General features: G+C 62.0%; 20 protein-coding genes. 12 read left to right on the top strand and 8 right to left on the bottom strand.

Annotated elements, in window-relative coordinates; translation table 11 throughout:
• Positions 1–102 precede the first annotated feature (102 nt).
• Positions 103–837 carry a hypothetical protein gene (locus tag E7T06_RS08705; protein ID WP_136365450.1) on the top strand — a complete coding sequence of 245 codons (735 nt, stop codon included), beginning with the start codon at positions 103–105 and terminating at the stop codon, positions 835–837.
• A gap of 676 nt (positions 838–1,513) precedes the next feature.
• Here the strand turns inward: E7T06_RS08705 and E7T06_RS08700 are convergent.
• The gene (locus E7T06_RS08700; protein WP_168733443.1) at positions 1,514–4,366 is read right to left on the bottom strand and encodes a 2-oxoglutarate dehydrogenase E1 component; all 2,853 of its coding nucleotides are present in this window, start codon (positions 4,364–4,366) and stop codon (positions 1,514–1,516) included.
• A 538-nt stretch (positions 4,367–4,904) separates the two neighbouring features.
• On the opposite strand from E7T06_RS08700, the gene E7T06_RS08695 reads away from it, so the two are divergent.
• The 6 genes from E7T06_RS08695 to E7T06_RS08675 all read left to right on the top strand — a co-directional run bounded on the left by E7T06_RS08695 (position 4,905) and on the right by E7T06_RS08675 (position 9,686).
• Positions 4,905–5,750, top strand: a complete 846-nt coding sequence (locus E7T06_RS08695) for a hypothetical protein (protein ID WP_136365448.1) — start codon at positions 4,905–4,907, stop codon at positions 5,748–5,750.
• A 61-nt stretch (positions 5,751–5,811) separates the two neighbouring features.
• Positions 5,812–6,384: a hypothetical protein gene (locus tag E7T06_RS08690; protein ID WP_136365447.1), complete on the top strand. Its 573-nt coding sequence runs from the start codon at positions 5,812–5,814 to the stop codon at positions 6,382–6,384.
• 12 nt (positions 6,385–6,396) lie between these two features.
• The gene (locus E7T06_RS21710) at positions 6,397–7,185 is read left to right on the top strand and encodes a hypothetical protein (protein ID WP_240740925.1); all 789 of its coding nucleotides are present in this window, start codon (positions 6,397–6,399) and stop codon (positions 7,183–7,185) included.
• The gene (locus tag E7T06_RS08685; protein WP_240740927.1) at positions 7,109–8,500 is read left to right on the top strand and encodes an EAL domain-containing protein; all 1,392 of its coding nucleotides are present in this window, start codon (positions 7,109–7,111) and stop codon (positions 8,498–8,500) included. The genes E7T06_RS21710 and E7T06_RS08685 overlap by 77 nt, the downstream gene beginning before the upstream one ends.
• A 47-nt stretch (positions 8,501–8,547) precedes the next feature.
• A complete protein-coding gene (locus E7T06_RS08680; protein WP_136365445.1) occupies positions 8,548–8,859 on the top strand; it encodes a hypothetical protein in 312 nt (103 codons plus the stop codon).
• 158 nt (positions 8,860–9,017) lie between these two features.
• Entirely contained in the window at positions 9,018–9,686 is a 669-nt protein-coding gene (locus E7T06_RS08675) for a response regulator transcription factor (RefSeq protein ID WP_136365444.1), read from the top strand.
• A gap of 409 nt (positions 9,687–10,095) precedes the next feature.
• On the opposite strand, the gene E7T06_RS08670 is transcribed toward E7T06_RS08675, so the two are convergent.
• The gene (locus tag E7T06_RS08670) at positions 10,096–10,758 is read right to left on the bottom strand and encodes a hypothetical protein (RefSeq protein WP_136365443.1); all 663 of its coding nucleotides are present in this window, start codon (positions 10,756–10,758) and stop codon (positions 10,096–10,098) included.
• A gap of 77 nt (positions 10,759–10,835) precedes the next feature.
• Positions 10,836–11,540, bottom strand: coding sequence for an IclR family transcriptional regulator (locus tag E7T06_RS08665; protein WP_136365442.1), 705 nt, complete (start codon positions 11,538–11,540; stop codon positions 10,836–10,838).
• Between the two features lie 131 nt (positions 11,541–11,671).
• Between E7T06_RS08665 and E7T06_RS08660 the strand changes: the two genes are divergently transcribed.
• On the top strand, positions 11,672–12,013 hold the full coding sequence (locus E7T06_RS08660; protein WP_136365441.1) for a cytochrome c: 342 nt from the start codon (positions 11,672–11,674) through the stop codon (positions 12,011–12,013).
• Between the two features lie 225 nt (positions 12,014–12,238).
• Here E7T06_RS08660 and E7T06_RS08655 read toward each other — a convergent pair whose 3' ends face one another.
• Both E7T06_RS08655 and E7T06_RS08650 read right to left on the bottom strand, forming a co-directional pair.
• The gene (locus E7T06_RS08655) at positions 12,239–12,904 is read right to left on the bottom strand and encodes an amino acid ABC transporter permease (RefSeq protein ID WP_136365440.1); all 666 of its coding nucleotides are present in this window, start codon (positions 12,902–12,904) and stop codon (positions 12,239–12,241) included.
• Positions 12,905–13,086: 182 nt separating this feature from the next.
• Positions 13,087–13,851, bottom strand: a complete 765-nt coding sequence (locus E7T06_RS08650; RefSeq protein WP_136365439.1) for a transporter substrate-binding domain-containing protein — start codon at positions 13,849–13,851, stop codon at positions 13,087–13,089.
• A gap of 235 nt (positions 13,852–14,086) precedes the next feature.
• Here E7T06_RS08650 and E7T06_RS08645 point away from each other — a divergent pair, with 235 nt between their 5' ends.
• Both E7T06_RS08645 and E7T06_RS08640 read left to right on the top strand, forming a co-directional pair.
• Entirely contained in the window at positions 14,087–14,302 is a 216-nt protein-coding gene (locus E7T06_RS08645; protein ID WP_136365438.1) for a hypothetical protein, read from the top strand.
• Between the two features lie 10 nt (positions 14,303–14,312).
• A complete protein-coding gene (locus E7T06_RS08640; protein ID WP_136365437.1) occupies positions 14,313–15,068 on the top strand; it encodes an endonuclease III in 756 nt (251 codons plus the stop codon).
• 146 nt (positions 15,069–15,214) lie between these two features.
• On the opposite strand, the gene E7T06_RS08635 is transcribed toward E7T06_RS08640, so the two are convergent.
• Complete coding sequence (locus E7T06_RS08635) at positions 15,215–17,131, bottom strand: N-acetylmuramoyl-L-alanine amidase (protein ID WP_136365436.1); 1,917 nt, start codon at positions 17,129–17,131, stop codon at positions 15,215–15,217.
• Between the two features lie 318 nt (positions 17,132–17,449).
• On the opposite strand from E7T06_RS08635, the gene E7T06_RS08630 reads away from it, so the two are divergent.
• Complete coding sequence (locus E7T06_RS08630; protein WP_136365435.1) at positions 17,450–17,689, top strand: hypothetical protein; 240 nt, start codon at positions 17,450–17,452, stop codon at positions 17,687–17,689.
• Positions 17,690–17,753: 64 nt separating this feature from the next.
• Here E7T06_RS08630 and E7T06_RS08625 read toward each other — a convergent pair whose 3' ends face one another.
• Positions 17,754–19,106 (bottom strand): NPCBM/NEW2 domain-containing protein, encoded by a 1,353-nt coding sequence (locus E7T06_RS08625; RefSeq protein WP_168733442.1) that lies wholly within the window; start codon positions 19,104–19,106, stop codon positions 17,754–17,756.
• 307 nt (positions 19,107–19,413) lie between these two features.
• Here E7T06_RS08625 and surE point away from each other — a divergent pair, with 307 nt between their 5' ends.
• Positions 19,414–20,208 carry a 5'/3'-nucleotidase SurE gene (gene surE / locus E7T06_RS08620; RefSeq protein ID WP_136365433.1) on the top strand — a complete coding sequence of 265 codons (795 nt, stop codon included), beginning with the start codon at positions 19,414–19,416 and terminating at the stop codon, positions 20,206–20,208.
• 204 nt (positions 20,209–20,412) lie between these two features.
• On the opposite strand, the gene E7T06_RS08615 is transcribed toward surE, so the two are convergent.
• Positions 20,413–20,958 (bottom strand): DinB family protein, encoded by a 546-nt coding sequence (locus E7T06_RS08615; protein WP_136365432.1) that lies wholly within the window; start codon positions 20,956–20,958, stop codon positions 20,413–20,415.
• Positions 20,959–21,109: the final 151 nt, after the last annotated feature.

The raw sequence follows: 21,109 nt of genomic DNA, 5'->3' as shown, positions 1-21,109 counted from the left end.
GCCACTTTGCGCTGTGCGGCGTACAAGGTGGCGGCCTAGATTGACCTTACTTTCCCGGCTCCCCCTCAGGCAGTCAGGAACACCCAACGAGGAGAATCCATCATGCCTAAATTGAACCAGATTATTGCCGTCGAAAAGAGCGTCAAAAGCCGCGCCTTTCAGGAATTGACCGAGGCGCACCACGCGCTGCAAAAGCCTGCGCTGCTGTCGGGCATCTCGCGCACTTACCGCCCCAAAGACGAAGAAGGCGAGACGCTGCCGCCCGAATCGACCCGCGTGCAGGCCAAAGCCGAGGAAATTATTCGGCAGACGGCCCAGATTATGGGCAACCTGTTTGACGTGACCGCCACCAAAGACTGGGCCAACAACGAAGCCAAAGCCGACGTGGTGGTAGGCGAGCGCGTGTTGCTGCGGCAGGTGCCCGTGACTTATCTGCTGTTTTTGGAAAAACAACTGACCGACTTGCACACTTTTATTCGCAAACTGCCCGTATTGGACGCCAGCGAAAGCTGGACTTTCGACCCCAGCACCGACACTTACGCCACCGACCCCGTGCAGACGGTACGCACCAAAAAGATTCCGCGCAACCACGTGAAGGCCGAGGCCACAGATAAGCACCCCGCGCAGGTGGAGGTGTACTACGAAGACGTGACGGTGGGCTACTGGCGCACCCTCAAGTTTTCGGGCGCATTGCCCGCCATGCGCGTCAACGACCTCTTGACCCGCTTACAGAAATTGCAGCAGGCCGTGAAATTTGCCCGCGAGGAAGCCAACGGCGTAGAAGTGACTGACCGCAAAGTGGGCGAGCAGGTGTTTGCGTACTTGCTGGAAAGCTGAGAGAGCGTTGACTAAGGTGGAAGGTGAACCCCCCCGTTGCTAGCGCAACGCCCCCCCCTTGAAGGGGAGGACAAAAAGACGAAGCGGGGCCGGAAGTCACGTTCACTTCCGGCCCCGCCCTCTTCCAATTCCCCGCCCACCTTGCCTAAGCCACCCGGCGCATTGCCCCACCCGCCCCACACGCCTACTCTATCTAGCGGAGTACCACACTGAGGCTCAGCTTCAGATTAAACGGGGTCAAGGTTCCAGTGCAGGTTCGATTCCTGCCCTCGCCACCAGAGTTTTTTCGGGCTACAGGTTCCGGAGTGCGGCGAGGTAGCCCAATGGCAGAGGCGGCCCTGCCCCAAGACACAAACTCAGATTCTTGCTCCAGACTGAGTATTCTCCGCTCAAGGTTCAATCGCACGCTTTGGGTCGAAGCCAGCCGAGGTCAATGGTTCGAATCCGTTCCGCTCCTCCAACTTGGAGCGGTGGCGCAGTGGAAGCGCGCAGCTGATAAGAAATGAACCCAGAGCTTAAACGTGTGGGCCTGTGCAATTGGGCGGTACAACCGAGGCGGAAGACCGGATATGTCTTCCGTCTATTTTTGTGCTTGCGGCGGCAAAAGCCCACAACAATCCAAACCGAAAAAGGACGCCGAAGCGCCCCTTTCGTTGTGAGTGTGTTGTGCTGAGCCTCAGCCTTGCGCCTTGGCTTCCTGCGCCAATTCGCGCTGGTCGTTCACTACGTCGCGGCTGATTTTCTCGCCCAATGCGGCGGCGATCACAGCGGCCTGCTCTAGGGCATGCACACTGGCGTATCCAGCGGCGGTGCTGGCGCTGCGGGCGCGGCTGGCGTGCAGCAGCACTTGGCCGGGGGCGAGGTTGGCCTCTAGGTCTTCCCAGATCATCAGCCACGCGCCCTGATTTTCGGGTTCTTCCTGCGCCCAGACGACCTGTGCGCCGGGGTGCTTGCTCAGTTCGGCACTCAGGGCAGCGGCGGGAAAGGGGTAGAGCTGCTCTAGGCGAATCAGCGCCGTGCCTGCGTAGCCTTCGGCGTCGGCGTTGCGGGCCTCCACCAGTTCCCAGTGCAGTTTGCCGCTGCTGATGACCACACGGCGGGCCTTCTCTACGGTGTCGTCACCAATGACTTCGCAGAACCGGCCATCGGTGAAGTCGCTCAGGGGATTCATGGCCTGTTTATTTCGCAGCAGGCTTTTGGGCGTCATCACGATCAGGGGTTTGCGGTACGGGCGCAAGACCTGACGGCGCAGCAAATGGAACATCTGGGCGGCGCTGCTAGGCACCACCACTTGCATGTTCTTCTGGGCGCACAACTGCAAATACCGCTCCAAGCGGGCGCTGCTGTGTTCCGGGCCTGCGCCTTCGTAACCGTGCGGCAGCAGCAAGGTGAGTCCACTCAGGCGCTGCCACTTGCTTTCGCCCGCGCTGAGGAATTGGTCAATAACGGCCTGAGCGCCGTTGGCAAAGTCCCCAAACTGGCCTTCCCACGCAATCAGGGCTTTGGGTTCAGAGGTGCTGTAGCCGTACTCGAACGCCATCACCGCCTCTTCGGAGAGGGTGGAGTCGATAACTTCCACGCGGCCCTGATGCTCGCCCAAGTGGGCCAACCCCAAGTATTCTTCCAGCATCGGGTCGGCGGCGTTTTGGTCGTGCAGCACAGCGTGACGGTGAACAAAGGTGCCGCGCCCCGAATCCTGACCCACGAGGCGCACGCCGTAGCCTTCATCCAGCAAACTGGCGTAGGCCAGCATTTCGCCCATGCCCCAGTCCAGCGGTTGCTCGCCGCGAGACATGGCCTTGCGGGTGTTCAGGACGCGCTGCACGGTGCGGTGAACCACGAAGCCTTCCGGTACTTCGTTCAGGCCGAGGCCGAGTTCGGTCAGTTTGGCCTGCGGCACGGCGGTAGACACTTCGTCTTTCCAGTTGGTGTGCAGGTACTCGCTCCAGTCCACGGCCAACTTGCTCTGCTCCAAGTTTTCCATTTCCTCAACGACTTCGTTGCCCGCATCCAGCAGATCACGGAAGTGGCTCACCAGCGCGTCGCCCTCGCCTGTCGTCAGCACGCCCGCTTCTTCCAATTTTTTGGCGTACAGGGCGCGGGTGCCGGGGTGCGTATCGATTTCGCGGTACATGATCGGCTGGGTCATACGCGGCTCGTCGCCCTCGTTGTGCCCGTTGCGCCGGAAGCAGATCAGGTCGATAAACACGTCTTTGCCGAAGGTCTGACGGTATTCCAGCGCCAAATCACCGCAGTAGGCTACCGCTTCGGGATCGTCGCCGTTCACGTGCAGCACGGGCGCGTTGGCAATTTTCGCCACGTCGGTGCAGTAGCGGCTGCTGCGGGTATCGCGTGGGTCGGAGATGGTAAAGCCGACTTGGTTGTTGATGACGATCCGGACTGCGCCGCCTGTGCTGAAGCCGCGCAACCGCGACAGGTTCAGCGTTTCCATGACCACGCCTTGCCCGCTTACAGCGGCGTCGCCGTGGATGGTGATGGGCAAGACCGTTTTGCGCTCGGCGTCGCCCCGGCGGTCTTGGCGGGCACGGACGCTGCCGTGAACCACAGGCGACACGATCTCTAGGTGCGACGGATTGAAGGCCAGCGCGAGGTGCATCGGGCCGCCGGGCGTCCGCACATCGCTGGAATAGCCCATGTGGTATTTCACGTCGCCTGCCACGTCCGGGTTGTCGCTGATCTTCTTTTTGCCGTCAAATTCGTCAAAGAGCGACTGGGGCTTCTTGCCGAAAATGTTGACCAACATATTGAGGCGGCCCCGGTGGGCCATGCCCAACACGGTTTCTTTGACGCCGTGCTTGCCCGCCTGCTGAATAATCCGGTCGACGAGCGGGATAAAGCTCTCACCGCCCTCTAGCCCGAACCGCTTCACGCCGGGGTAGCGGTTTTTGAGGTACAACTCCAGCCCTTCGGCGGCGTTCAGCTTGACCATCAGGCGGCGGCGTTCCTCGGCGCTGTAGGTGCCGCGCCCACGTCCGGCCTCCACACGCTCCTGAAACCACGCCCGCTCGTTGGAGGGCAAGTAGTTGAATTCGAAGCCGATAGAGCCGCAATACGTTTCGTGCAGTTGGGTAATGACCTGCTTGAGAGGCGCATCGAACGCGCCGTCGCGTACCGTTTCGTTCAGGTCGGCGGCGCTGAGGCCGTAGTATTCGGGGGTCAGTTCCGGCACCACCGGCAGGCCGCGCATCTTCAGGGGATTGGTGTGGGCGCTGATGTGGCCGTACACGCGGAAGGCCGTAATCAGTGCGCCCGCCGCCTGCGCCGCGCCGCTGACGCCCTGCGGCGTGGCAAGGGCCGCCGCTGCTGCGTTGCCACGCCGCTGAGTGCCAAGTTCATAAAACGCACGTTGTACGGGCGAATGGGCCGTTTCGGTGGCCCCGTCCCGCAATTGGTCAAAGTAAACGCGCCACTCGGCGTCCACACTCTGCGGGTCGGCCAAATACGCCTCGTACAGCCCTTCTATAAAGGCTGCGTTCCCGCCCGACATGATGGTCTGCGACAGTGTCATAACGCCCCCTAGCATACCCCCGCGCTCTGGGCGGGAGGCAGTGACCAGCCCCCCATTTTGCCCTGACCATGTGGCAAAGCTGTTCCCAGCCGCGTTACCACACCCTATGCAGCCAATTGGGGGCATCGTTCGGGCGCAGGCAGAGCAATCTCGGCTGTAAGGCTGATGTAAGGCGCAGAGGGATTGACTGCGTTCAGAGATCCGTTCGGGCCATAGGATATACTGCCTAGGGTGTCAGATAGAATGGGGCAGTCACTTTGCCAGAGTTCGTACCACACCAGACCTCTACCACTCAGAACAGCGTCGTCTTTGTAAAGCGCCGCCTTAAAACAAGTCAATTCCTCTCAACAGTGTAGGCAGCAGGGCCACACCGGAAAAGGGCAATCAGACCTCCACAAATACCGGCTTGAATTCTAGATAACCGTATCACCCTAAAGTAATTCCCAGAGCAGATCAAGGAGAAGCAGCCCTTTTGGAAGCACCCCGTAAAGTCATAGAGGCAGAGAGTATGCGCAGTGAACAGGTGCACAGTGAGCAGGTGCAGACTGTGTCAGAACAACAGGCGACGCCTGACCTCCGCGACGCCTTGCCAACTGCTGCTCCGGCTCCGAGTGACCTAGCTCTGCACGGCGCACCCGTGCTGCTGCTGAGCGCCAGCGTAGGCAACCGCGCCTCGCTGGAGAGGATGCTGGAGGGGTTGGGCTTATCGGTGCGGGTGACCGCCACCTTGCGGGCGGCCCGCACCGCCCTGCACGCCACGCCGCACGCCGCCGCCCTCGTCAATTTCCCGATCTCAGGCCTCCAGACCGCCGAGGATCTGTTGGGTGGATTGCCCGCCGGACACGCGCCGCCGCTGCTCACTTTGGGCGCGGTTGCAGGCAGCACGGTTTTGGGGGACACAGTTTTAAGCGACGCGGTTTCGGCTGCAAGCAGTCCTGCATTCGGCGGCAGCTTGGCCCTCATTGCTCCGGTCAGTTCGGAGGCGCTCAGAGAAGCTCTTGCGCCCCTACTGCCAAATCATCCGTTGGCGGCCCTGCCCAGATACGCTGAACCCGGACAGGAGCAGCGCCTCCTGCTGACCGACCTGATGGCCAAGCCCGGCGTGTTGGGCGTGACGCTGCTAGACGCCAGCGGCCAGAGTGTGGCCCAGCAAGGGGAAACCCTGCCGCCGCAACTGGGGCTGCCCCTGATTGCTGCGCTAGAAGCCACGCAGTCTTTTGGGGACGTACTGCACGGCGGCCCCCTGCACACGGCGCAACTGGAATATCAGCACCGCACGTTGCTGTTGGCTCGGCACGGCCCACACGTCATCGCCTGCCTTCTGCGCGACCCCAGTACCAGCAGCCTGATCCGCTATCTTCTGCGAACCCGCCTCGCCGCCTGATCCAGATGTGGAGGCCCGCTTGCTCTTTCCCCAGCCCCGCCCTTAGGGGAGGCGGGCCACAGTGCGGCTAAATTCGGCGCTGACCGATTCGTCACCGCCCAATTTGGCACTGGTCAGCCGCCTTTCTTCCACGCCCCTGAGAACACGGGTGGTGTGGTCATTCCTAGGGTTGGGACTCTCGGCGGTGCTGTTTGCTGTAGGGCTGCTGGTATTGCTGATCGTGTGGCCCTTAGACCGCCAAGAACGCCGCATGACGCACCAACAAGCCGGTGCAGTGGTGAACTGGCTGCAAGACCAGCAGGGACAACTGAGCGCCCGCACCCGCTCGTGGGCCGAACTGCCCGACCCGCTGCTGGTGGGCGCAGACCTGCTGAGTGCCGGAGACGTGCAGGCCATCGCCCTCCTGAGCAACGGGCGCATCACCACTGCCCTGATCGCTTCTGGGCTGCGGCCCGCCGACTGGCAACCCGGCACGCTGGCCCCGCGCCAACGCTTTGCAGTTCAGGGGGGCAAGGTCTGGATGCTGGCCCGCGCCTCCCAGCCCAGCGGCACCGAACTGCTGCTGATGCGTGTTATAGACGCCGGGAGGCTGTCTCCTTCACCGTTTGTCACACAGGTCAAGGCGGCCCCATAACAGGCGGCGCTGTTGCCCGGACAGGCGGAAGTGAGCGGGCCGGACGAACTGAATCAAGACTCAGAAGAAGCAGGCGGTGTGCAGAACAGCAGTACCGATCAGAACAGCACTCAGGGGAAGAACGTCGTTCAGAGCGTCCGCACCTTCGTCACAGGGCAGAGCGGGCGCAACCTAGAGGTGTGGGTCTCGCAGCCGCGCACGCTGCACGATCAGGGCGTCAGTGCAGTCAGGACAGCCAGTTTTACGGTGATGCTGTTGGTGGTGGCGTGCATTCTGCTGGCTATGCGCTTGCTGGATTTGCAGGTATTTACACGGCTCACCCGTTTGCGGCGATTTGTGCAGCGTATAGAAACCGAACCGGATACGGCGGCCCGCCTGCATTTGGGGAGAGGTGAAGACGAACTGCATCTGGTGGCCCGCGCCCTGAATCTCACGCTAGACCGCGTGACTGGCGACCACGACATCATGCGGGCGCAGGGCGAGGCGCTGAGACTGATTGCCGAAAACGGCAACGTAGACGACGTGATGCGCGTGATTCAGGGCGCACTGGAGCGCAAATCGCCCGGAGCGTTGGCCGAATTGCAGAGCTTCGGGGCACCCACCCTGACGGGGGCCAACCATATGGGCCGTGTCGGTACGGGGCCGCGCCGGAGACCGCTACGGGCAACTGCGCCTGACCTACCCCCATGTGCTGCCCGACAATATTGCCAGCGAAGCCGCGTGGATGGCCGAACTGTTGGGCGTAGCCGCCGAGCAGGAGCGGCTGCGCGGGCAACTGTCTTTTCATGCCTACAACGATGAACTGACCGGTCTGCCCAACCACCGGGGCCTGCTGAGAACGCTGGCCCGCACCGTTCCCGACGCGCTGGAACGCGGCACACCCGTCGCGGTGCTGTACCTAGATTTAGACCGGTTTAAGCGCCTGAACGACACGTTGGGCCACGCCGCCGGAGACGAATTGTTGCGGCAAGTGGCGGCCAGAATTGGGCGGGCGTGCGGCCCGAACGATCAGGCGGCCCGCTTGGGCGGAGACGAATTTGTGATCGTGCTGCCGCGTGCGGGCACCGAAGCGGAAGTGGCGCAGATTGCCCAGCGCCTCGTGACCACGCTAGAAACCCCATTTGAAGTATTCGGGCATGCCTTCCAGCCCACCGCCAGTATTGGCGTGGCGCTGGCCCCCCGCGACGGCCACGACCCCGAACAACTGCTGCGCTTGGCCGATTTGGCGATGGTGCAGGCCAAAGCGCAGGGGCCGGGGCGGGTGGCCTTCTTTACGCCTGACCTAGAAGACGCACTGATAGACCGCGTGCAAATTGAAAACGACCTGCGCGAAACGCTGCGCACAGGCGGCCTGACACTGGCCTATCAGCCCCTCGTGAGCCTGAGTACGGGGCGCGTAGAAGGACTGGAAGCCCTGTTGCGCTGGACACACCCGGTACGCGGGCCAGTGCCGCCCAGCGTATTTATTCCTATTGCCGAAGACGCTGGACTTATCGGCACGCTGGGCACTTGGGTGCTGCGCGAGGCCACCGCGCAACTGGCCGTGTGGCGCAGTCAGGGCATAGACACCCATGTGGCCGTGAACGTGAGCGCGGTGCAACTGCTGACGCCCGATTTTGTGGTGCAGGTCAAGGCGGCCCTCGAAGACAACGGCCTGCCGCCCCACGCCCTGACCCTCGAAGTGACCGAATCGCTGCTGATGGACGGCACGCCCGGTTCGGCGGCGCACACCCACCTGATGCAGCTCAGCACACACGGCGTGCGCGTGTGGGTCGACGATTTCGGCACCGGCTACAGCAGCCTCAGCTACCTGCACCGCTTGCCCATTCACGCCGTCAAGGTAGACCGCTCGTTTGTGATGGGCCTGCGGAACGGCCCCGAAGCCGAGCGCATCATCGAAACGATTGTGACGCTGGCGCACCACCTGAATTTGAATGTGGTGGCCGAGGGTGTAGAGCAGGGGTGGCAGGCCGACGTGCTGAAGCGGCTGGGCTGCGATCATGCACAGAGGTATTTGTACGCCCGCGCTGTGCCGTCTGAGCAGGTGGCCGGGCTGTTTGCCGCGCCGCTGGGTCAGGAGTTGCAGCGTGCCTTGCCGCCCTCACCTGCAGATTAAAAAACTCCCGCTGCTGCGGGTATCCTTCGCGCTTTAGGCTGTGTAGCATGACCTCTGCCGATCTTCCCAACGAGCGCCCTGAACAGCAGCGGCTGGGCATCGCCTTTGCGCTGGCGGGCGTGGACGAACTGACCTTTACCCGGATTCTGCGAGATGTCATGCACGACCCGGCCTTTCGCCGCCCGCTGCAAGTACAGGCCGAAGAACCCCGCCCAAGCCGCAGCGCCCGCCTGACGCTGGCTTTTTTGCCCACAGACCGGGAACTGGCGGTCAACGCCATGCAGCGCCTCAAAACCTTGCTGCTGCGGTACAGCGTTCAGGTAGACAGCATCGTGGTTCCGGGCGAAGCAGAGAGCTGAACTTGCACGCTGTTAAGAGTCTATAAACCGTGTCCTGCCCCGCACGGTCTATCTGCGCCCCTACGATGGCGAGAACGTTAGTCAGCCGGAAAGAACTGGATTCAGACACATCGGCTCCAATCTAATCACGCACCACAACGGGGAGACACGCGAACCTCATGGATCAACGCATTTTGCTTATAGAAGACAACCCCGACATCACCCGCGTCGTCCAGTACGAACTGGAGCAAGCAGGCTACCGTGTGCTGACCGCCCCAGACGGCGTCACCGGCCTCACCAGCGCCCGCGAAAACGCCCCAGACTTGGTGATTTTGGACTTGGGCCTGCCCGACTTCGACGGCGCAGAGATCGCCCGCCGCCTCCGCAAAACCAGTTCTGTGCCGATCATTATCCTCACGGCAATGGACGCGGTAGACCGTAAAGTAAACTTGCTGGAAGCGGGCGCGGACGATTACATGACCAAGCCTTTTCATCCCGAAGAACTCGTGGCCCGCGTGAAAGTGCAGTTGCGGCATCAGCAACACGGCGAAGTCATTCAAATCGGGTCGTTGGAAATTCACCCACAAAAGCGGCTGTGTCACTACAACGGCCACGAAGTCCGGCTCTCGCCCAAAGAGTTTGACCTGCTGACCTTTTTGGCGCGTCAGCCGGGGCGTGTGTATTCCCGCCAAGAAATAGAGCGCGAAGTGTGGAACGGCGAACTGCCCAGCAATTCCAACGTGGTAGACGTACATATGGCGAACATGCGGGCCAAACTGCGAGACCTCGACGGCTACGGCATCATTCGCACGGTGCGCGGGATCGGATACGCCCTGAAGACGCCCTGAATTGATTCCAAGTTAGATTGAAAAGGCCCCCTGTGGGGTTTTTTCTTTTTGGGTGCGAGGCTTCGGCGTGGTGCAGTTGTGTTTGGCTGAGCGTCTTGGTCTGCTCCCACGTTCTCCCCTGACCCCACAGGGGTCAGGGGAGTAGTCGTTGCACTAGGCAGGATTGATCTTGTCGCGTCCAGACTCGCTTACTCCGTCCATTTGAAGCGGAATCGCCAGTCGTCTTGGAACTGGAATTGGCCCGCGCGTTGCACGCACGACGGCCTCACACGGAATTGGGCGGAAATATATGTCCCTGCTTTTTCCCTCCCCCCTTGCGGGGGAGGGCGCTGCACAGCAGCGGGAGGGGGAACTGAGCGCCAGCGATTGCCCTTCCTTAGACCCTAAACCCTTCTACCCTTAGACCTTCCTACCGAACCCCATACAACCAGCGCGTTTCCAAGCTCTCCGGCGCGTCCTCAATGAACGTTTCGGAGCCTACCCGGTCAAGCACCATGTTCCAACCGGGGGCTACATTTAGGTTGTAGTACACGCTTTTGTCATCGCCCCATGCAGTGCAGGAGATGTCCACGCGAATGGTGGTGTAGTCGGTGGAATACAGCAGCCGCAGTTCGTCTTTGCCTGTGGTGGTCAGGTTGTACACGTCGCCGCTCTCGTAGGGCAGTTTGGGAGCGGGCGCTTTGGGGCTGGGCTGGGCTTTCAGCACCGAAAGTCGCGGCAGCCAGTACAGATCGGCGTCACGTCTCCCGATGTCGAAGTCGGACGGCTGATCGTCGCAGCCCACCACATCGTACATATCGCCCACGTTTCGGGTCAGCGGTTTCAGTTGGGCCGCAGAAGGCAGCGCAATTTGGAACGTACCCCCATCATCAATTTTGCCGCGTGTCAGTTCGCTGGCGGGGGTAGAAAAGTTAGAAAAAGCGAGGCTGCGTGCGCCTAGTTTCCAGCCCACAGCTTTCCCACTGAGGGTCGTGACGCCGTTTTGCGTGGAGAGGGCCAGCGGCGGCGCGGCGGCAGCAACGCCGGAAATCAACACCAAAGTCAGGAGAAACGCGGCTCGAATCTTGGGCATAAGGGAAAGCCTCCGCCATCAGCGTAAGAGTGTGAATGAAACGCAAGTCTTACCCCGGCCTGCTTACCTCAATCCGCTTAACCCAGTGCCTCGGCCTCATGCACGATGCTCAGCACCCGCTCCCGAATGCTGCGTTCGCCCTGCAAGTAGCGTTCGGCGCTCATTTGCACGCCGATGGCCGCCACCACGCCCTCCGCGTAGTGGTACGGCACGCCCAACGTACACTGATTCGGAATCCATTCTTCTATGGAATAGGCGTAGCCCCGGCGGCGCACGCGGGCTACTTCGGTTCGCCACTCATCGGGCGTGGTGATGCTGCTGTCGGTGCAGGCGCTAAAGGTGCGCGGGGAAATATCGGCGTGGGCATACAAAATCTTGCCGCTGGCAGTGGCGGTGGCAGGCAAATAAATGTCCAGCGGCAGGTCTATATCGGCGTCGGGGTGGCGTTCGCGGATGGCGCACACCACTTCTTCGCCCTCCAAGATGCACAGAAAAGCCACTGCCCGAACCTCCAGAGCCAAGCGGGTAATCAGGCTGCGAGCATCGGGAAACCACGGCAGCGCGGCGGTCAGTTGCCCGCCCATTTCGGCCAGATGCCAAGACAACCGGTACTTTCCGGCGGGCGTGCGGCGCAAAAATCCGGCGTCGGTGAGGCCCGCAAGGTAGGCATGGGCGGTGGCGCGGGGCAACGTCAGGTGAAGCGCCAACGCGCGCACGCCCCACTCCGGTTGCTCGGCACTAAACGCCCCCAAGATGCTCGCGGCCTTTTGCAATGACAGCACCCGTCCAGCCTACACGGACACGGCGACGATGTATACAACGCTTAAGGTTGTAAGCGGTTGCAAGCTGCAGCACACCTTGAGAATGTCTTGAACACGGTTGGCGGGTAGACGCGGCGCTAGATTGACGCCCGATGTTTCGCCCGCCTGTGTTTCACTGTCCTTCACTGCTTGCCTTCAGTCTGCCTGTTCTGGCCTTCCTGTGGGGAGCAACCTTGCCACAAGCCGCAGCACAAGAAACAACTGTCATCCTCTCCCCCACCGCTGCTCAAGCTACGGCCCAAGCTGTCACTTCCCAAATCGGGCGCGGAGCCGTGCTGTACCGCCTCGCCTGCGCCATATGTCACGGCGATAAGTTGGAGGGAGGCAGCGCCGAAGCCTTAGCCGGGGCGAGTTTCCGGGCCACCTACCGGTCACTTCCGCCGCGTGCCATCTATGCACTGATTGGCGGTTTGCACGGCCACTTGCCCCCGTAACCAAGCGGGAAGCGTTGGATGTGACAGCGTTTACTCTGGAGTTCAATGGGTTGCCGCTTGAGGGGGAATTGATGGAAGAGGGACTGGATACGGTAGGCGGGCGGTAGGGCAAACCCCCCAGTCTGCTTCACAGCCAGCCCCCCTCAAGGGGAGCGCAAAGGCTTTTGTCCCCACCTCTAAGGGGGGCGTTGCGAAGAACGGGGGGGGTTCACCTTCCAAGTAAACTTAAGCCACGCCCCGCGACAACCGCCGTTCCACGCCGCGCTGCACGCCTTCCAGCAACAGGCTCATGATCCAGTACAGCAGGGCCGCCATCAGGTAAGGGCCAAACGGTTCGAAGGTACGGGCAATGACGAGTTGGGCGCTTCTGAGCAGTTCTACCACCGTAATGACGCTGACCAGAGACGTATCTTTGACCAGCCCGATCAGGCTGTTGCCAAGGCTAGGTGCAGCCACCCGTAAGGCCTGCGGCAGCACGATCAGGCGCATGGTTTGTGCCCCGTTCAGGCCCAAGCTGGTGGCCGCCTCGCGCTGACCACGCGGCACACTCTGAATCGCCCCGCGAATGGTCTCCGAGAGGTACGCGCCCGCGTTAAGCGTGAGGGCCAGCACGCCGCCCACCACCGGATTTAGCGTGACGCCAAAGCTGGGCAGGCCGTAATAAATGACAAAAATTTGCACCAGCAGCGGCGTACCGCGAATAAACGACACGTAAATGCCCGTGATCCAGCGCAGTGCCGTAAAGCGGGACAGGCGGGCCAACGCGACGGCGAAACCCAACGGCAGCCCCAGCACCATCGCGGCCAGCGCAAATCCCAGCGTAATTCCGGCCCCCTGCGCCAGCACAGGCAGCGACTGCACGGCGCTGTTCAGGATCAAGGTTATGTCCATATCGTCACCGTCATAAGGTCAGTATCTCGCAGTCTGGGCCACTGGAGCCGAGAAAAAAGTTTGCCCGGTGAAGGGGCAAACTGGGAGAAGAGTTCTAAAAGCGTCCAGCCTTGTTCAGATCGTGAAGTGAGCGTCCACCACGCCTCTCCTACTTTCCACAGCCCACGTTCTACTTCCCAACTTCAGGGCTTGCTGACATCCTGACCAAACCACTGGCGGCTGATCTTGGCATACGTGCCGTTGGCCTTGATTTGCAGGAGTGCGCGGTCAATAGCTGTTTTGAGGCTGGTGTTGTCTTTGCGGAAGGCAATTCCAACGGGTTCCGCCGCGCCGATCACGCCCGCACCCTTGACCGGAAGGCCGTCCTTTTTAATCAGGTAGCCTACCAACAAACGGTCATTGAAGGCGGCGTCGATTCGGCCCGAAATCAGGTCGCTGAGGTACTCGGGAGCGCCGGGGTACGTGACGACATTGATGCCGCCCGCGCCCCGCAACTGCTGCTCGAAGTTGCTGCCGAGGCCCACGCCTACGCGCTTGCCCTTCAGGTCAGCCAAGTTTTTGAAGGCGGTGGTGGCGTTCTTGCGGACGATGATCTGCGGGCTGCTGTAGGCATAAGCGTTGCTGAACCCGATGGCTTTTTGGCGCTCGGCGGTAATGCCCACCTGATTCACGATCACGTCGTATTTGCGGGCTTGCAGTCCGGCCAGAATGCCGCTCCACTCGGTCAGCACAAACTCAGGCTTCAGGCCGAGGCGGGCGGCCACAGCTTTGGCAATATCGACGTCGAAGCCCACCAGTTGGCCCTTTTCATCCTTAAACGTAAACGGCGCGTAGGTGCCTTCCATGCCGATTTTCAGTACGCCGGGCGTGAGGGTAGTGGGACGCTGGGCAGCGGCGGTGGTGGCAAGGCTCAGGGCCAAAGCAGATAAGATCAGGGTACGGTTCATCAGGACTTCCTCCGGGGGAATGTGGCTGGAGAGTTGGGATGGAGGCGCGGCAACTGAACGGCCAGTTCACGCGCGCGGCCCCAGAGTCTAAACCTGTTGACCTGTTTTGTAAACTAGTAAGTAATGAAAAGCTCAAGGCTCAGCTAGACACCCGCTCTGTGCCGAGTAACAGGGTCTAAACACTCCTTTACACGCCACTTGCCCAAAGCTGCATCAGCCCGCGCAGGCTGAGGCCATGACCGACCACGACCAACTCAATCCCGGTTACGATCCCGCCAACACCTCTCCTGCCGAGGGCCAGAGCAAAGAGATTTCGCCGGAAGAAAAAGGGAAAGCGCCGAACGCCGACCCAGCGGCCAAAAAAGAACCCGCTGAGGGTGGCAGGGATGAGGTAGAGGGCGGCGGCGCAGACACGGGCGTGCAACCGGGCCTGAATACCACCAAAGGCTAAGCGCCTCCGCATGACCGACGGCTCCCTGTTTCCCCAGACGCCCGCACCCGCCGACGCCCTGAACGCCGCCCAACCCGCCCCAGAGCGGGCTGAACTTTTGGTGTGGATGGCTGATCTGCTGCGGGCCGAGTATGGCGAGCGCCCCCTAACTCCCCGGCGTGCGCCTATGCACGAACTGATCAGCACGATCTTGTCTCAGCGCACCACGCATGCCGACGAGGAAGCTGCGTATGGCGAACTGTGCTTGCTAGGTGACTGGGACGAGATTATTGCAGCCCCAGTAGAAGCGGTGGCCCACGCCATTCGCCGCAGCAACTACCCGGAAAGCAAAGCGCCGCGTATTCAGGCCACCCTGAGTGCCATCAAGGCCGAGCGCGGCGGCTACGACCTAGACTTCTTGGCCGAATTGCCGGTGCCCGACGCCCTGAAATGGCTGACCAACTTGCCCGGAGTGGGCGTAAAAACAGGGTCGTTGGTGCTGTTGTTCAACTTTGCGCGGCCTGTGTTTCCGGTAGATACCCACGTTCACCGCGTCACCACCCGCGTGGGCGCAATTCCGCGAATGGGCGAGCAGGCGGCCCACCGTGCGCTGTTGGCCCTCCTGCCGCCCGACGCGCCGCACCTGTACGAACTGCATGTGAATCTGCTGCGGCACGGGCAAAAAGTCTGTCACTGGACAGCGCCTAAATGTCCGGTGTGCATTTTGCGAGAGAAGTGCGACGCACATGCAATCTACGGGAACCGGGTTCCTAGCTTCGGCAAGTAAAAGCGTCTAAGAGTCAAGGGACTAAGAAAAGCGGGGGGCGGGTCATTTTCAGGCTCTACTTTCCCCGAAAACACCACCGCCCCAGCACCTTAGACCCTCGACCCTTAGACAACGCCATAGCCAACGCCGATTAAATCCCTCTGACGCTATTTGCCCCCGCCACCCACCGCATTGCCCGCCGTGACGCCCGAAGTCAGCGCCTCGCGGATGCCCTGCGCGATGCCTACAGCTACGCGGTCTAGGTAGTTGGCGTCTTGCAAATTCAGGCCGTCTACCGGGTGGCTGGCATAGCCGATTTCGACGAGAGCGGCGGGAATCCGGCTGTTTCTGAGGACAGACAAGGATTGGTTGGATTTCAGGCCACGCGAGAACGCCCCGGTGGTTTCTACGATCTGCTCCTGCAAGATGGTGGCAAGGCTACTGGACATCGGGTGGTTGGGATTCCACCACGTCTCTACGCCGTAGCCGCGCAGGGCAACGGGCGCTTCCATCGCGTTCACGTGGATGCTGACAAACAGTTGCGTGCCGGGGGTTCCCATCTGGGCACGCATCTGCAAATCCACGTTCTTCACGGAATTCAGTTCACGGTCACGGTCACGGGTCAGCACGACGTCTACGCCCGCTGCCCGCAACAGATCGCGCACGCGCAAGGCCACATCCAGCGTCACTTCTTTTTCGGTAACGCTGCCCACGGCCCCCGGATCGCGCCCACCATGACCGGGATCGAGTACCACTCGCGGCTGAACAAAATTGGCACTGAGGGCCAACATTGCTGTGCCACGCGTGGCCGGAACAGGCGGCACGGTGGCGATCAGGCGCTCATTGGGGGCCAGAGGCGTCAGGTTAGCCAGCGCGGGCGAGAGATCGATAGCCAGCCTTGCGCGGTCGCTGCCGGGCGTAGGAGCCAACAACTGCGCCCGCCACCCACTGCGGGCGGTGGTAGGCGTGGCCGTAACCAACGTGATTTCCACGCCCGCGTCGGTGGGTTCAAACCGCCACGTCCGCACTTCTGGACTGACGTTTTGGGCATTTTGGGGCATCACGCTGAGGCCGGTCAGGGCTATGCGCAGGCCCAACGCGGTGGGCTGAATCAGGTAGGTGCTGCCGGGCGGCAAATCCAGCACGATGCGGGTCAGGCCGGGGTTTTTGCCGATGCGGGGGGTAGTGAGGAGTGCGCCGAACTGTGCTGGCCCCGGGACGCGGCCTGTCAGTGCGCTGGGGCGGGCGGCGTTGGCATCGGGCAGCGCGGGGGCGGGCGGGTACTGTTTGCCGGGCAACACGCTGTCGCCGGGGGGCAGTTGGTCAGGGTTGGCGGCGCTGGCTTGGGTGCTACTGGATTGGGCAGGACTAGGCGTCTGCGTGGTGCGGCTGGGAGCACCGGACATGACCGGAGCGGGCACAGGCGCGGCGCTCACTGGTGCGGCGCTGCCTGCCGCCGCTTTCAGACCCAAAGGAGTATTCAGGACAGCGGTGGCCTCGGCAGTAGAGGCTGTCGCGGGGGGCGCAGAGTTCCGCACAAACGCCCGCAGGCTTTCGCTGGCCCCACCCGACACCACCGCGCCGAATTCGAGAATCAGCACGCGGCCCCCTGTCGCCAACGTCGCTTCGCTGGCCCGCCATCCATCGGTAAACGACAGCGGAAACGGCGTGATCAGGGTGGCCTGTCCGCCGCCTGCCCGGTATTCGCTGACGCTGCCGCCCAGAGCCGCCGTGACGGCTGGCAACACCCGTGCGCCCTGCACATCTATTCTGAGGCCAGTAAAAGTGGGCAGCAGCGTATAGCTGACGCCAGGAGCCAAATCGAACACCACGCGGGTCTGAGAGCCGTTATTGCTGGTGCGCGGATTGCCGAAGGTGGCGTTTTGCACCCCGGTCAGGTTCAGGCTGCCGCTGGGGGCGGCTGTGCGGCTGGGGGCGGCTGGGGGCGAGGGAGTGACGCCGCGCAACGTGGGGGAGGCTTGGGCCGGAGCCTGCCGCAAAAAGGGATCGGCAGGCCTCACCCCTTGGGCCGCCGCTCCACCGCATGCTAGGGCAAATGAGAGGAAGATGGCAGGCTTCTTCATGGATTCACCCACTTTAACGGCACAGGCGTGAGAAACAACGTCTCGGCGCTCATTAAGCGCATCTGACGGGCGTTCATGAACTGGGTGCGCCTGTGGGTGTGAAGGACTTGACACCCCACGCCGTCCTCTGCCGAACTTCTTACATTCCGGCTGAAGCACGCGCCAGCCTTCAGAAAACACGGAGCCGGACTTGAGTGTTTCGTAACCAGTGGGAGCGGGCCATCACCCGGCGCGTATGCTTCAGGCCTCAGCCAAAGTGGGATGCGCCCCTTGGAACGGCCAAAGCGGGCATTCCCTCAGCACCGAAAGGACGAAACCATGACTGACCGCAGCAATGACAGCGACGATCAAGCCAACACGAGCAATGGCAATACGGGCGACATGAACGCAGACGCCGAAAGCCTCAGCAGCGAGGAAGCGCAGCAGATGGGGGCACGTGCAGGGCGCGGAGCCAGAAGCGAGCCGGGCGCACACGCCTCGGATGAATACATAGAGGAGCATGTGCAGGAGGGCAACGATCAGCCCGCAGGCAACTCCGAAATATCGCGCTCTAGCTGACAACTCCTCCAGCAGACGCCCGCCCTCATATCGGCTGAGGGCGGGCGCTTTGGTAGTACTGGCGCTAGTGGCCCGCCTTCACCCACACCTCCGGCGGAGCCAACCGCACAGGCAAAATGCCGATTTGCACCGGGTAGGCGTAGTCAAAGTTGTCTTCGTAAAGGCGCAACTGGGCCTCGGCTTCTGTCGGTTCGTCGGGGAAAGCGGCACGGGTGGCCGTCAGTTTGATCTGCAACACGCCGCCTTCTTTGGGGATGTTGCCGCTGCCCACCACACTGGCGTCTAGCCAATCGGGGGCCTGCCCCACATTGGGGCGCACCGAAATATGAAGGCCTGTGGTTTCTCCTCCCGGCAGCACCGATACGGGCACGCTGATCACCACCGGTTTGCCCACCTGCAAATCAGGCAGCGCGTCCGGAAACTGCATCACGGCCTGCTGCTCCAGCGTGCCCAGATTCAGCGGGGTGCGGGCCACTTCTTCTCCGGCGTACTGCACCACCAGATCGGCGGGAAAGGTGTCGTCGGTGTAGCGGCGGCCCATAAACACTCGCAGCGCGTGGACTTGCTGGGCAGCTCCGGTCAGGCGTGTACCTGTGCTGACCAACTGAAAATAGTTGGCAGTGTCGTAGTAAGCCTTCACGCTGTAGGTCACGTCGCCCCGAAACGCCCTGCTCTTGTTGGTGATGGTCAGGGGCAAGCTGCCGTGCGTGTCCTGATACATCCGGGTCTCGCTGGGCACACTGACGCTGATGTCGGGCACGCACACCAGCGCCGGATTGACCCAGTCGGCGTGATCAAAGCTTTTGCCGTTGCCGCCATCGGTGACCACGAGGCGCACAGAGGCTTGCCGGCGCACGTCCACGCTGACCTGCTGGGTGGCGCTGGCCCCGGTCATCAGGCCGCTGTCGTACAGCTTGCCCGTGTCGCCCCACACCTGAAACACCGCGCTGCCCTGCGTCCCCACTTCATCGTCTAGGCCGATTTGGGCCTTGAAGCGCACGCATTTGGCATTGTCGCTGCCTGCGAGGCTGTATTTCAGTTCGCTGGGCGCATGCACGCCGTAGCCTTTGGGGTACACCGCGCCGTTGAGGGTCAGCGGTTTGCCGTCGCCGCCCGCTTGCTGGCCGTTGCTGCGGTCTGGTTCTATCGGCCCCCAGCCGTTGCTGGCGGTCAGCGCCCGCTCATAGGTCAGCGAATTTAGGCCGTCGGGCATCAGGGTTTGGGGCGAGAGTCGGGAGGTTGAAATCCAGTTGCCTTGATCTGCATCGGCGTTGGCCTCTGTTCTGGCTTCTGCCTCCGAGTCGGATGCTTCTAAACCGGAGGTTTCTGAACCGGAACTGGGCAGTTGCCCACAGGCGGCAAGGGCAAGGGTCAACAGCATCAGCGGGGGCCGCCAGCAGCACCACCATCGGTTCATAACTCCTCCAGAGCACGACTGTCCAGCACTCGAATAGAGGGAGTTTAACTGGCCCGGCGTAAAATAAACGCTAAAACGCAGTCTGGGCCGACATTCATTAAGCACCAACGGAAACCACATTTATAAATGTCGAGAATTTCTCATCTTTTAGGGGCGGGAATTGTGCTTGTCAGTAGATGGTATTGACCGTCTCGATGGATGCAGTCAAGCCAAACGTTGCCTGCCTCTGCGTCCGCCTGCCCTGACCACGCCGCCGACTCTGCCAACACTGACTCCCCCACCACCCCCGGCGGCTAGACTGCCTGCCATGACTTCCGCACGCAACTCTATTCTGGTCGCCAACGACGACGGTATTTTTTCTCCGGGCATCAAGGCGTTGGCATTAGCAATGGCTGAAATCGGTGATGTCACGGTGGTGGCCCCCGATGTGGAGCAGTCGGCGGTGGGGCACGGCATCACCATTCGCCGCCCGCTACGGTTCAAGCACACGGCTTCGGCGGGCTTTGGAGAAATCCCGGCCTACCGCGTAGACGGCACCCCCGCCGACTGCGTGGTGTTGGGCGTGCATCTGCGCGGCAGGTTCGATCTGGTGGTCAGCGGGATCAACCTCGGCCCCAACTTAGGCGACGACCTGACCCATTCCGGCACGGTGGCGGCGGCCATAGAAGCGATGGGACTCGGCCTGCCTGCCATAGCGTTTAGCCAGCAGGCCACACCGCAGGGCGAGTACGATTTTGGGGCCAGCGCCGCCTACGCCGCCCGCATTGCCCGCGAAGTGTTGGCACGCGGCCTGCCGCCCCGCACACTACTGAACGTGAATTTCCCGGCCCGCGCCTTCGAGGGCGTGCGCGTGACGCGGGTAGGCGATCACCGCTGGGAAGACAGCATCGTGACCCGCGCCGACCCCGAAGGCCGCGAGTACCACTGGGTAGCCGGAACCAGCCGCGCCGCCGACGCCGCCGACCTGACCACCGATTACGGCGCAGTTCAGGCCGGGTTTATCAGCGTGACGCCCGTGCGTCTAGACCTCACCGCCCGCGACCTGATGGCAGAAGTCGAAGGCTATTTGCCCGCGCTGGGGGCGGAAGTGGTTGGGGGGTGAGTTTAGGCTGAGTTTGTAGGTGAACCCCCCGTTGCTTTGCAACGCCCCCCTTTAGAGGGGAGGACCAAACAGCTGTTGCGCTCCCCTTTAAGAGGGGCTGACTGCGAAGCAGACTGGGGGGTTTCCATGCGGCTCAACCGGAGTTGGCAGACGAACCCCCCGTTGCTCACGCACTCAGCCCGTTTGTAGGGGAAAAATGCAGCCTCAGCCTTGCGCCAGGCGTTCCAGTTGCTTGCGATGGTGGCGCATGTGCAGGGTGGCCATTTTCAGCCATTCCAGCGCCGTCAGTTCGCCCATGTACGGGTGAAAGTAGGTGCGGTCAGAGGTTTCGGGGGCGTGGGCGGCGGCCTGAAGCAAAGCAGCGCGGGTCTGGGCGTGTGCGCCGCTCAGGGCGTCCCAAGCTTGGTCAGGGCCGGGTTCCAGTCCGGCAGGAGCCTTGCGTTTGCCGTCTACCATCACGCCGGGGGTCTGGTCGGTGGGGCGCAGCGGCTTGTCGGACAGCAGCAGGGCCGCAATTCGGGCCGTTCCTGCGTTCACCCGAATAATGTGATCGCTTTCCTGCGCCGCCGTCCACGCCCGCTGCGGCAACGTGGTGTGCCAGTGCGGTTGCACGGCGGCCACTGCCCGTTCAAAGGCGTCGAGTTCGCGCTCTAGGCGGGCCTGCACATCGGCGGGCGTTTGCCCAAAAGCCCGCAACATCTGGCGTTGCTCGGCCTGCTGGTCTTGCCGCGTGGCTGAATTGTCGGTCATGGCAGACAGTTTAGACCGAGTTCAAGGCGGGTGGAAGAGTGCTCTACGAGATTAAATTGAATCCTCGTCATCAATGGTTCGGACAGTTCCTAAACTTGCTCTACGAGTTGCCCAAGAACACGGTGTTTTTAGCTCCCCACCCTTGCGGGGG

This window comes from Deinococcus sp. Arct2-2 (assembly GCF_004801315.1).
Lineage (GTDB): Bacteria > Deinococcota > Deinococci > Deinococcales > Deinococcaceae > Deinococcus.
This window is presented reverse-complemented; position numbering and strand designations above follow the sequence as displayed.